We start from the raw sequence: 12,819 nt of genomic DNA, 5'->3' as shown, positions 1-12,819 counted from the left end.
CGTACAGAAAAGGATTTTCGATTATGACACAACAGAGGCGTTATCCCGCTGTTCCGCTGGTCGTCCATGACCCCTTTTTCAGCGTCTGGAGCTTTTCCGACCGGCTGACCGAAAGCTGGAGCTGCCACTGGGGAGGAGCCGACAGCAGGCTCTCCGGCATTCTGCGGATCGACGGCCGAAGTTTGCGTTTCGCCGGTCCCGACGGCGGCGAGGCGATGGAGCAGACCGGCTGCGAAGTTCTGCCGACCCGGACGATCTATACCTTTTCGGCAGGCGGCGTCGAGCTGAAATTCACTTTCCTTTCGCCGCTGCTGCCGGATGATCCGGAACTTCTCAGCCGCCCGCTCTGCTATCTGGTTCCGGAGGTCCGCGCCATCGACGGCCGTGAACACGACGTGCAGTTCTACCTGGATTGCGGCGCCGACTGGATCGTTAACGGCGCCGGGCGTCAGGTTGCCGGCGGCCGCGGCGAAGCGGCCGGGCTGAAGCTGGCGTTTGCCGGCGGCCTGAACGACCATCCGCTCCGCGAATGCGGCGATATCGTCAAGATCGACTGGGGGCGGCTCTATCTGGCCGCTCCGGCCGATCCGGCAACCGTGCTGCGGTATCAGAAAGCCGAAATCCTGCGCGGGAGTTTCTGCCGGGACGGTTCCATCGACGGCTGCGACGATCTGCTTGACCCGATGACCACCCTGCTTTTCAACTGGCCGGTCTGCGCGGCGTCACATGATTTCGGCAGAGTCGGCGCCGACCCGGAGACGCTGCGGCTGGCGGTGGCCTGCGACGATATTTTCGCGATAGAGTTCCTGAATGAGAAGCTGGTCGATTACTGGCGCAAAGACGGAGAAAGTTTCGCCGCCATGCTGGGCAGGGCTTTTGCCGACTACCCCGGAATCGAGCGCCGTGCGGCGGAATTCGATGACCGGCTGCTTGCCGACTGCCGGAAACTCGGGGGCGAAAACTATGCCGTGCTCTGCGCCGGCGCTTACCGGCAGGCAGTCGCCGCCCATAAGCTGGCCGCCGACCGGCGGGGCAGGGCGCTGTTCTTCTCAAAGGAGAACCATTCCAACGGCTGCATTGCGACGGTCGACGTGACTTATCCTTCGGCGCCGCTGTTTCTGCTCGTCGCGCCGGAGTTGCTCGAAGCCATGCTGGTCCCGATATTTGAGTTTCTCGAATCGCGGCGCTGGAAATGTGATTTCGCCCCGCATGATCTCGGCACTTATCCGCTGGCCAACGGCCAGTACGACTGCAACCCGGAAACGCAGATGCCGGTCGAAGAATGCGGCAACATGCTGCTTCTGGCCGGAGCTCTGCTCAAATTCGGCGACCGCCGTGAATTCGTCGGCCGCCACTACGGACAGCTCAGAAAGTGGGCGGTTTACCTGGTCGGCAACGGCATGGACCCGGCTTCCCAGCTCTGTACCGACGATTTCGCCGGGCATCTGGCGCACAACGCCAATCTGGCGCTGAAGGCGATCCTCGGGCTGGGCGCTTTCGCGCAGGCGGCCGGAATCCTGGGAGAAACGGACGATGCGGAATATTTCCGCGCCGTTGCCGAGAAGTTCGCCGCTGAATGGCTGAAGGCCGCCGACGGCGGCGAATGCACCCGTCTGGCCTTCGATCAGGCGGGTTCCTGGAGCCAGAAATACAATCTGGTTTATGACCGGCTGCTCGAACTGAAGCTTTTTCCTGCGTCGCTGGCGGAGCGCGAGGTCGCCTTCTACCGGGCGCACCAGAACCGCTACGGACTGCCGCTCGACAGCCGGGCGGATTACACCAAGCTGGACTGGCTTCTCTACTGCGCCTGCCTGACCGGAAAAGATGACGATTTCCAGGCCCTGCTGTCTCCGGTGATCGATTTCCTGAAGGAGTCGCCCAGCCGGGTGCCGATGACCGACTGGTATGATACCGGAAGCGGGGCGCAGGTCGGCTTTCAGGCCCGTTCCGTGGTCGGCGGCCTTTTCATCCGGCTTCTCTACGATTCCGAAACCGTCGCGTCCTGGCGCCGCGGCCGCTGATTCCGGAAGCGCCGGAGCGGACGCGCCCTGCCGGATGCGTTCGCTCCCGTCGGTTACAGAAGCCCCGCCGGCACCAGCTGCGGCTCTCCGGTCTCGTACTTCCGGAACTCGAACGGCCCGGTCCAGACCGGCCACTTGTCCTTCAGGTAGAACGGGCCGTGGGAGTTGCGGCGGTGACCGAGGATGGTGACCTCCACCCGGTCGCCGCGGCCGGTCAGCCCCGTCAGTACCGTGCGGTACGGCGGCCAGGCGGCCATCGCCGCCTTTCCGCCGTTGACGGATACCAGCACTGCGGTTCCACGCCAGGGGCCGAGCTCCAGAACCGTTCCATCCGCCGTGCCGTCGGGCAGGTCGAACCGGTAAGTCAGGTTGCCGGAATAGTACGGCAGTCCCTGCTTCGTCCAGTCCCCGCGGACCAGCGTCTGCGGCGGAGCGGTCAGAACGGCGTTCTCCCCGACCGCGAATTCGCCGAGCAAATAACAGTATTCCAGCCCCGGCATTCCGGCATGGTAGGCGGTTCTGAGCGTAATCCGGTTCCGGCCCTGTACGAAAAGCGCACGGGGGAGCGCCAGCAGCCGCAGGGAACGGTCCACCCACCACGCATCCGGCAGCGGCGCGATGGGAACTCCGTTGAATTCGGCCTCGTACAGTTCCGGCCTCTCCAGCGCCAGACGGCACTCTTCCGGCGGAATATCCCGGCAGTCGAACTCGTATTTCAGCTCCAGCGCCAGTTTGCGTTCCGGTTCCCGCCGGGGGGCGAGCCACGGCTGGATCATTTCGCCGCCGCGCGGCCGGGCTCCGAGCCGTTCCCGGAGACGGTCGTCCAGCTTCAGAACCGGTTCCGACGCCTGCCAGCCGCCGCCGTCGATCCGGTATTCCGGCTCCGCCAGCAGCAGCACGTTCGGCTCGCTGCGCCGGACGGGGAGCGGAACGCCCGCCGGGATTTCCACCACCGGGGCGCCCGGCGCGGCGTCCCGGCGTTTACGGCAGGCCGGAATCTCCTGCGCAGCAATGAAAAGCCGGGATTGCAGCGCGGCGAAGGAGGTGTCCGCCGCCCGGCAGCCGTTTTCATAAAAGCCGTCGACCGGAAAAATCTCCCCGGATGATGGGTCGATTTCATAGATCCGGTAAGCGGCCGGCAGCTTCCAGGCGATCCGGACTGCGGGATATTCCAGATTGCGGTCGCGCACCAGCGGCATCTCCATCTGACGGTCGCGCATTTCCACCCCGGTGTTGCAGCAGAAGAGAACTTCGCAATCGTCATGGCGGCGCAACTGGCAGAGAATGCTTTCCGCCTCCGTTCCGGCGGCGGCAATGGAGAGATGACGCACCGCCGGGCCGAGTGCCGCCGCGAGTTCGTGCTCCGCCGCCTTCCGGAAATTCCGGTAAGCCTCCGCAGCCGCCCCGGAAATTGCGCCGTCGGTCCGTTCCGGCGGCGCGCCGAGGAAACAGACCGTTCCGCCGTTGCGGCGGAACGCAGTCAGCAGTTCGAGCGTGCTCCTGCGGATGGTGCGCATTTCCGGCAGCAGCACGGCCTGATAAACTGCCTGGCCGATGCGGAGTCCGGCCTCTTCCGCCGCGCCGTGCCGGGCCATGATCTCTTCGTCGCCGAAATCGAAATCCAGATGCTGCCCGAGCAGGAAGTTGGTCAGATGGACCAGCCGGTTTTCTTCCGCTGTGTTCCACTCCGGCTCCGCACTGTCGCGCCCTTCGTAGAAGACGCCCCAGGTCGATTCGATCGGATGCACGACCAGCAGATCGCGCACCTCGGCGCCGCCGGAGAGGGCCAGGTTGATCCGGGCGAAATAATCCGTGATCCGGTGATAGGATTCGAACCACGGCGACTGGCTGGAGATGCCGGCCGGATAATCCCGCTTGCCTTCCCCCTCCATCGTGTACCAGGCCAGGTGGGGGCAGAAGAAGTTGATTCCCAGCGCGGTCTGCCAGTCGCCCAGCGCCTTGTGCCCGGCGAAGGGAAAATCCCAGCCGGTGCAGCCGTAGGTTTCGCTGAGCCGGAGAGACCGCCCGAACTGGCGGGCGGCCGAAACGCACTGCTTGGCCGCCAGGAAAATATTCCAATGCTCGGTCAGGAGATCGATTCCGGGACTCTGCATATATTCATAGAAACGCATGGCGCTGCCGACGAAACTGCTCTGGCTGACGACGTTGTCTTCGAGAAGGACGTGGCCGGTGAAAAGCAGGTTGTTTTTTTCGCACCACGCGCCGATCCGGCGGCTGAAGGCATTGACGAAGAGATGCGTCAGGGTGTTGTAGTAGTGCATGCGCACCGGCGAAAAATCTTCGTCACCCACCTTGAAAAACAGCTCCGGCAGCCGGTCGGACAGCTTCATGCCGCCGCTCAATTCTGCAAAGGTCTGCGGCAGGGATTCCGTCCACGGCATGCTCATGCTGCCCGGCAGGAACCCGGTCCGGAAATTCGGTTCGTCGGAGAAGATTCCCGGGACCGTGCCGCCGAATTCCGAACCCAGTTCAGCCCGGTATCTCTCATGGGTGACGCGGATGAATTCCTCCACAGCTTTTTCATTCAGCACATCCAGATAGGCTTCGCCGTTGAACCAGGAGCTGTCGGGGGCGACGGACAGCCGGAAGCGCAGCAGCGTTTCATTTTCGGCCAGCGGTTCACCGGCGCTTTCCAGGCGGCGGAAGGAGGAGCAGCGGCGCGCGTTCAGGTCGGCCGCGGCGAAACAGCCGAGCGTCCGGCACCCGTCCTCCGCCCGGGCTTCGTCCCCGGAAATGCACTGGATGAAACGGCTGCGGTATTCCGGATTGCGGGTGACGAGCCCGCCCGCCGCGCCGGAAGGCCAGCGGTCCTCGTCGTAGAGCCAGGCGTCCATGCCGCATTTTTTCGCTTCGTCGATGCAGGCCCGGACGCACTCGAACCACTCCCGCCCGAGATACTCCGTGTTGAGGCCGACGCGCGAATGCATGAAAAATCCGCCGAAGCCCATTCCCCGGAAATCGTTGATTTGCCGCCGCAGCTCCTGCGGTTCGAGTTTGCCGTTCCACGCCCAGAAGGGAGCGCCGCGAAATTCTTTGCCGGGGGCCGGCAGACGGGAGAGAATAGAGTCAAGCATTTTATTCCGGTTCAGGTTTGATGTCAATATGGTTGTCGGCGGGTGAAAAAGGGACGATTGTGTCCCGCCGTCCTTCTCCGGCCGGCGAAACACGATGGTCCCGGTCTTTTGGTCCGGGTTATTTCCTGCGCCCGGAACGCAGCTGCACAAGGCCGAACTTGCCGGTGTCCTTGTGGCCGTCCAGCCCGTCGAAGAACAGCATCGTGCGCGAGCGGATGCCGCCGTCGCTGTCGTTGATCAGCAGGGCGATGCGGAATTGCGTGCCGTCCTTCAGCTCGAAGCCGAGCCGCTCCGGAGGAATCGTGAAGCTGTATTCGGTCAGGTTGCCCCTGCGGGTGACGGAACAGGCTCCGTCGAATTTTCCGGATTTGAATCCTTCCGGCGGATTATGGTTCCAGGCGGCCGCGCCGTCGCCGGTGAGCGAGAAGGTGTATTCGCTCCAGTTCCTGCCGTTCATCGGGTCGAGGCCGAACTGGATGCTGTCGTTTTTCCAGATATGGGGGCCGGTGTGGTCGCCGTTGTGCTCCTGGTCGGTCACGCGGCATCTGACATGCAGCCCTTCCCCGGACCAGCTGAAGGAGAGCGTCGCGGAGAGATCCTCTTTGCCGCTCCAGCGCGGGATGGTCGGCACGAACACCAGTTCGCGCAGCGCGGCGGGAGAATCCAGCACGACCGTCTTTTCCGGAGCGCCTTTCTCCGGGATTTCGACGCAGCAGACATAAGGAATCGGCAGCGAATCCTCGAACACCTTTCCGTTTCTGTCCGAAAGGATCAGTTCGGCGGGAATCACGCTTTCGCCGTGGAGCTGCTCCGCCGGGATCGTGACATTCACCGGAATTTCTCTGCTTTCTCCCCGCTTGAGCTCACCCGAAAAAGAGCGTCCGCCGAGCTTCAGCCGGTAGCGCAGCGCCTGGGGCAGGGGATTGACGAGGGTCACAACCGTCTTTACACGTTCTCCCGGCACCGCCGCCAAACCGTCCCGGAAGGAAAGGAGCCGGGGCTGTGCCTGGAGTTTTCCCTTCGGTGCTTTCAGGTAGAAGGGCAGACTTGCGCTTTCCACTGTGACCAGGCCGTTCTGCGGCTTCAGTGTCCGGGTGTTGCCGTAAATGTCGGTGCGGAGGACCGGAACGTCGGAACGGAGGACGAATTTCAGCCCATCCGCCCGGCGTTTTTCCCATACGACGGTCACTTCGTCTGTTTCTCCGGTGAAGCGGAAGGCTTCCAGCAGCGGATCGAGCTCCGCCATGCCGCTGAAATCACGGTTGGAGAGCTGCCGGATCAGTTCCGCGTAAGCCAGGAAGGAGGGTTTCGGCTGGTTGTAGACCGTCACCAGGCTGAAGGTGTCGTCGGCGCCGATGCCTTTGTCCCAGTAATCCTGCATCATGAACCAGTTGTAATATTCCATGCCGACCGCCTTGCTGTAGGTGATCTTCCTGACCAGCTGGTCGGCCTGGGCGTAGAATTCCCGGGGGGCGGCCATGAAGGAACGGGTGGCGGCCTCCGTATTGATGATCGGCTTGTGGCCGGGGCCCGCGATTTTCTTCACGATGTCGAACGTGAAGCGGTAGTGCGGGTAATTGCCGTGCTCATGGTAGGCGATGACGTCGAAGATCTCCGGGCGGGCCAGCAGGCGCTCGATGAACTGCGGCTGCGAGCCGGGGATCGCCGGGCAGAAGCCGCCGGTGGTGATCTTTACATGCGGAGCATGTTTTTTGAAGATCGGATACAGGCGGCTCAGGGCGGTCAGATAATCATCCGTCATCGTCCGGGAGTGGTTGAGATTCGGTTCATTGATGAACTCGAAATACCGCGCTTCCGGCATGGCGCCGAAGAATTTGGCGAATTCGGTCATCAGCGCGTCGAATTCCTCCCAGCGGCAGTCGAGCGGCGAAGTCGGGTTCGGCCTGATCACCCACGGCGGCATATACCCGGCATAATCGATCAGCAGTTTGACGCCGGCCTCGATCGGAGGCGTCCAGAGTTTGCGCAGCGCTTCGGCGCGCAATTTGCCTTTGGCCATCTGGGCGTTGCCCATCAGGCCGGCGCGGATCATGTCGACGCCGAGCTGCGGCAGCCAGGAGGCGTGCAGCACTCCCTCTTCGTAACAGTTGTTCAGCTCCTGGTCCTCGACGGAAAACCACATCGGCCGCTTGTTGACCGGGCCGCTGTTCGGTTCGAAAACCGAGATCCAGCCGAGATGCAGCGGCTCGCCGCCGAACGCGACGGCGACCGGATGGGGCTCCTGCGTGTCGAAACTGCCGAAATCGAATTGCTGATAGCAGAGCCCGTAGGGAGGAAGTTCGATCTTCCGGGTGAATTCCTTCCCGGCTCCCTTTACCGTGATTTCGCCGGAGAACGGCGTGGAAAGTCGGTTGCGGAACAGATATTCCGGCGTCACCTGTTCGCCGGGGCGCCAGCCGAGCTTGCGGTAAACCGGTTCGGCGGTGAGCGGAGCGAGATCTTCCGGCAGTTTTTTGAAATCCACCTCGACATCGTCGAAGAAGATCTCCCCTCTGGCCGGGCCGGAGAACCACACCACCAGCCGGTAAACGGAGAAGGGATGGCGTCCGGCGATCTTCTCTTTCGGAAAGGGGATGAAGATTTCGCGCCAGCCGTCGCCGGAGGCGGGTACATAAGCAGTACGGATCAACTGTCCGTCGCTCAACTTGAGATCAGCCGTAAAGCGGGTGTTGAAACCGCATGGATTGACTTGCAGGCGAATGCCTTCCGCATTTTCGTCCAGCTTCTGGAGAAAGACGCGGTTGTTGCCCATGCCGAACTCGGCTTCCCGTCCCGCGGCGTCGAAGGTGAGCTTTGCGCAATATCCGTCGGGACGCGAAGCGTCCGGAAAGCTGCCGCAGCGGCTCCAGTAGATGTTTTCTTCAGGATTCTCGGTGCCTCCCATGTTCTGCCAGGTCGTGATGGTCGTAAAATCGTCCAACATCACCCGGGCCGGCGGCTGCGCGGTTGCGGTGGCCGCCGTCAGGCAGCAGAACAGCAACCCCTTGAGTTTGAGAAATTTTAAATTCATGAGAATGTCTTCAGGTAAATTAACGTTGAAAAGTGTGACGAGTTTCATCAGGATGTGTCTGCTGTCCCGACTATTCGTATGCTCCGCCGGCAAGGCGCGTCGTATCACGCCACCAACGGAATTCATTGCTCCAGCTCGCATCCGTCAAACGCGGCCGGGCAGAAGAAACATGACCATCTGTACAAAGAAGATTGATGCTGTCCCCGTGGGATTTCACCAAACTTTCAAAGGCGTAATCCAACGGAATTTCTGGAGCGGCATAAATGAATTTTGCCGTAGTTCCGGTACCGGCATAGTCTGTGGCATATACCTGACGCGAGGGAGCTTTCAGGCTGACGATTTTTACGGCAGGCCAGGTCAGCCAGTTGTCGCTTGCAACGTTCGGCTGGGAAAACGAACCGGCGATATTACCATTCACGCCATAGGAGTTATAACGGGAAATTTCCTGATCGTTCTGATCATAAAAATAGAAAACTTCGTGTTCCAACGGCAATCGACTTGAATCGGCCGGACACTGGAAGACCTTGGCGTTGCCGATCACTCCGTAGAGCAGCTGCGTCCAGATGCGGGAATGGTGATCCCAGGAGCTTGACCAGTGGCCGTAAGGCACATAACTGTCGTAGCTGTCGGCATAAAGCGCAATGCCGGTGCCCATGGTTTTCAAATTGGTCGCGCAGGATATCTTGTGCGCCCGCGCCCGCGCCTTGTTCAGCGCCGGCAGGAGCATGGCTGCGAGAATCGCGATGATCGCGATCACGACCAGAAGTTCGATGAGTGTAAATCCGAAGCTGTTTCTCCCGCTTCCGGACGGCCGTTTGCTGCTCTGTTTCATTCCTATTCCTTTCATGTTGGGTGGATCGGCGCGGCCGGTGGCAGGCGGCGCCGGCCGCGTTATGGAAAAATCATTGTTCCGAACTCAGTTGCATGACTCCGTACAGCCGGGTATTCTTTTCGCCGTCGATTCCGGCAAAGTAATTCATGGTGCGGAGACGCACGCCGGAATCGTTGTCGCAAACCAGCAGCGCCATCCGGAAAGCCGTTCCGGGCCGGAGCGGAAAAAACAGTTGATTACCGGGAATGGTGATTCGGTACCGGGTCAGATTACCCTCGCGCACGATGGAAAAACCGCCCTGAAAAGGCCCCGCTTCCATGCCCGGCGGAGGAATATGGCAGTAGCCTTCCGGCCCGGCGGAGGTGAGGGAAAATGCATACTCCCTCATCTCTCCCTCCATCGGGGCAATGCCGATCTGGACGCAGTCGTTCCGCCAGAGGTAAATGCCGTTCTCATTTCCGCAATGCTCCTGATCCGTGACCTTGAAATCGAAGGAAAGCCCCGCTTCGGAATACCATACCGCAATTTCGGCGGAAAGGTCCTCCGGCCCCTGCCAGGCGGGCAGCCGGGGATCGAACACCAGCTCCTGCAGCGACGATGCGGAATCAAGAATGATCGGCTGCGCCTTCCGGCTGGTTCCGGCGATTTTTCCGCAGCAGAAATAGTTCAGCGAAATTCCACCCTGATAGACCGGCTTTTCCTGCTTCCCCTGCAGCGTGAGCGGCAGGGTCAGGGTGCGCATTCCCGACTGCGCATGCGGGGGGACCGCCACCGTCACCGGTACAGCCCGCTGTTCTCCCGGTCCGATCCGTCCGGATCGGCGAATTCCGCCCACTGCCAGCGACCAGGCGAGCTCCTCTCCGTACGGATTGTTCAGCAGCAGAACCGCGGGAACCTTATCGCCGGGCATCCCGCATACGGGAGACCGGAACGAGAGCAGCGGTTCAATCGCCGTCAGCGCCTTTTTCGGCGTCCGCAGGTAGAACGGCAGTTCCGAAGCACTGAGCATGACGATGCCGTTCCGGGGCGGCAGCATTTCGCTGTTGCCGTAAATGTCGCGGTATTCAACCGGAACGTCGGAGCGGACCATGAAGTCGAAGGTCTCGTTTTCCCGCCGGGGCCAAAGCACGAACACTTCGTCCGTCTCCCCTTCGAAGCGGCAGCCGTCAAGCCGCCGGTCGAGCTCTGCCGCTTCTCCGGGCGTGCGGTTGGCCAGTTGCCGGATCAGTTCGGCGTAAGCGGCAAAGGAGGGCTTCGGCTGATTGTGGATCGTAACCAGACCGAAGGTGTCGTCCCGTTCGGCATTCCGCCCCTTGTCCCAGAAGTCCTGAACCATGAACCAGTTGTATCCTTCCATCCCGGCGGCTTTGCTGTAAGCGATCTTTTTGACCAGTTGGGCGGCCTGGCGGTAAAACTGATCCGGCTCCGTGTAACGCGACCGGAAGCCCGCTTCGGTATTGAACACCGGCTTGCGGATCTCCCCCATGAGCCGCCGCATGGTGCCGAAGGTATCGGCATAACGGGGATATTCCGAATGTTCGTGGTAGGCGACCGCGTCGAAGGTTTCCGGCTGCGCCATCAGCCGTTCGATGAATCCGGGCTGCGAATACGGGACATCCGGGCAGACGCCGCCGGTCATCACCTGAATTTCCGGCGCATGTTTTTTGAAAATCGGATACATCCGCCGGATGGCGGCCATGTAGTGATCGGTCATCCTGCTGCCCGGTGTGGTCACGTCGTGCAAGTTCGGTTCGTTGATGAACTCGAAGTAACGCGCGCCGGGAAGGGTATGGAAGAATTTCGCCAGATGCTCCATGAACAGATCGAATTCCGCCCAGTTGCAATCCATCGGCGAGGTCTGGGGGCGGGCGGCCACCCAGGGGGGGAAATATCCGGCGTAATCGATCTGCAGCATCACGCCGGCCCTGATATGCGGCTGCCACAGTTTACGCAGCGCCTCCGCCTTGAAGCGTCCTTTGGTCATCTCGACATTCCCCATCACTCCGGCGCGGATCATGTCGACGCCGAGCAGCGGCAGCCAGGAAGCGTGCAGCGCGTTCTCGGCCGGAGCGTTGTTCAGCTCCTGGTCCTCGACGGAGAACCACATCGGGCGTCGGTTGAGGCGGCCGCGGTTCGGCTCGAAGACCGTAACCCACCCCCGGTGAAGCAGTTTTCCTTCCCATGTCAGCTCGAGCGGCAGTGCGGTCTTCCGGTCGAATACGCCGAAATCAAATGCAATCACCTTTGCGCCGTAAGGCGGCAGGTCGACTTCACGGCTGACCTCGCGCTCGCCGACGCGCATTTTCACGATGCCGCGGAAAGGCTTCCCGAGACGGTTGCGGAAACGGTATTCCGGCACGGCCGGCTCTCCGGGACGCCAGCCGAGCTGCCGGTAAACCGGCAGCGCTCCGAGCGGTGCAGACTCTTCCGGCAGCGTGGAATATTCCACCTGGAGATCGTCGATCAGCATTTCGCCTTTGCCTGCCTTGTCGGCCGTGAAGATCAGGTTGTGAATGACGAACGGAGCCTTCCCCTCCAGCGCCGGTTCGAACGGAATGAAGATCTCCCGCCAACCGCTGCCGGAGACGGCAGCCGGAACGGTGCGGACCTTTTTCCTGTCGCTCCGTTCCAGATCCAGACTGATGCGGCCGGAAAATCCCTGCGGATTCACCCACAGCCGGAGTCCGACGGCGTTCCGATCCAGAAACGTTTTGTAAATCTCGTTCTTATAGGCGTAGCCTTCGCCGTTGTCCTGCAGGAAATCGAATTCAAGGCGTCCGCACCAGCCGTCGTCGCGGGAAGAGTCCTCCGCACTGCCGAGCGGGCACCAGTAACGCTCCGCGTCCGGATTGGAGCCGGGGCCGTCATCCCAGTAGTAGGAGCTGATCGTGGAAAAATCGTCCAGAATCACCCGCGCCGGGGCATCCGCGGCGCAGAGCACCCGGCAGGCCGGCAGGATGAAGAGCAGTATTGTCCGGAATAAATTCATCTGATTTCTTTCGTTTATGGCTTTTCACGGTCGTCCTGCGGCGTTCCGTCTTCCGCAAAGGAGATTTTCAACTGAGAACTCTTCCGTCCCCGCATTTCGGCATGGCCGTCGAACATCAGCACGGTCCCTTTCCCCGCGTGCCGGCGGATAAAGCCGATATTGCCGTTTTCCTGCAGCGCGTCTCCGGTGAAATACCAGGCTCCGGCCCGGTGCGCCTTATGGTATGAGTCCCCGTAAAGAATGGTTCGACCGGGTTTTAAGGAACTGAACAGCCGGATATGGCAAAAGCCGTCGTCGTCATTCATGCGGTAGACCAGTTCGCCCGGGAAATCCCGGCCGTTCCTGTTTGTCTTCCGCTGTTTTTCCCAGTAACCGGCATCGCGGCGATAGTTGTAAAGACCGTTCATCCCCACCCAGATTCCATCGGTTGTCCTGTTTTCATCATCGGGACAGCTCCCGATTCCATACTCCGCATAGCCGAGGCTTCGCGGATCGTCCGGGCGTTTGAAAACAACCCTTGTCCACGGGATGACCCCGTCTTTTTCCGTCCAGTTCATGAAGATCAGAAGTCCTTCAAAATCATTTGCATATGTATGGAACGCCATTCCCATGCGGCGGCAATTGTCCGCACAGCCGGCCGCCTTTGAACTTCCCTGAGCCGAACCGGCTGCCGCCGCTGCCAGAGAAAAGAGCAGCATAATAATTACTATTGTCAATAATAATTCGGACAGCGTGAAACGGGCCGCTTCTCTCATGGACACTTCCTTTCCGGGGCCGGACACAAAACGCCCCTGCCGCGGCTGGAAAACGAGTTTCCGCACGGATTGCTGTTATATGAAATCAGCCGGTGC

At 61.1% G+C, this 12,819-nt stretch carries 6 protein-coding genes; 1 reads left to right on the top strand and 5 read right to left on the bottom strand.

The features are described from left to right. Window positions 1-23 precede the first annotated feature (23 nt). Window positions 24-2,021, top strand: a complete 1,998-nt coding sequence (locus FYJ85_RS10035; RefSeq protein WP_154418267.1) for a glutaminase family protein — start codon at window positions 24-26, stop codon at window positions 2,019-2,021. A 53-nt stretch (window positions 2,022-2,074) separates the two neighbouring features. Here FYJ85_RS10035 and FYJ85_RS10030 read toward each other — a convergent pair whose 3' ends face one another. The 5 genes from FYJ85_RS10030 to FYJ85_RS10010 form a co-directional block, all read right to left on the bottom strand. Continuing rightward, window positions 2,075-5,116, bottom strand: a complete 3,042-nt coding sequence (locus FYJ85_RS10030; protein ID WP_154418265.1) for a hypothetical protein — start codon at window positions 5,114-5,116, stop codon at window positions 2,075-2,077. A 118-nt stretch (window positions 5,117-5,234) separates the two neighbouring features. After that, window positions 5,235-8,147: a sugar-binding protein gene (locus tag FYJ85_RS10025; RefSeq protein ID WP_206213087.1), complete on the bottom strand. Its 2,913-nt coding sequence runs from the start codon at window positions 8,145-8,147 to the stop codon at window positions 5,235-5,237. A 70-nt stretch (window positions 8,148-8,217) separates the two neighbouring features. Beyond that, on the bottom strand, window positions 8,218-8,979 hold the full coding sequence (locus FYJ85_RS10020) for a prepilin-type N-terminal cleavage/methylation domain-containing protein (RefSeq protein ID WP_154418261.1): 762 nt from the start codon (window positions 8,977-8,979) through the stop codon (window positions 8,218-8,220). Between the two features lie 70 nt (window positions 8,980-9,049). After that, on the bottom strand, window positions 9,050-11,968 hold the full coding sequence (locus tag FYJ85_RS10015; protein ID WP_154418259.1) for a DOMON domain-containing protein: 2,919 nt from the start codon (window positions 11,966-11,968) through the stop codon (window positions 9,050-9,052). 14 nt (window positions 11,969-11,982) lie between these two features. Further along, complete coding sequence (locus FYJ85_RS10010; RefSeq protein ID WP_106055206.1) at window positions 11,983-12,723, bottom strand: type II secretion system protein; 741 nt, start codon at window positions 12,721-12,723, stop codon at window positions 11,983-11,985. Between the last annotated feature and the right edge of the window lie 96 nt (window positions 12,724-12,819).

Origin of the sequence: Victivallis lenta (assembly GCF_009695545.1) — a bacterium.
Lineage (GTDB): Bacteria > Verrucomicrobiota > Lentisphaeria > Victivallales > Victivallaceae > Victivallis > Victivallis lenta.
Note: the sequence above shows the minus strand (reverse complement) of the source record. Positions and strands in the feature narration are given on the sequence as shown.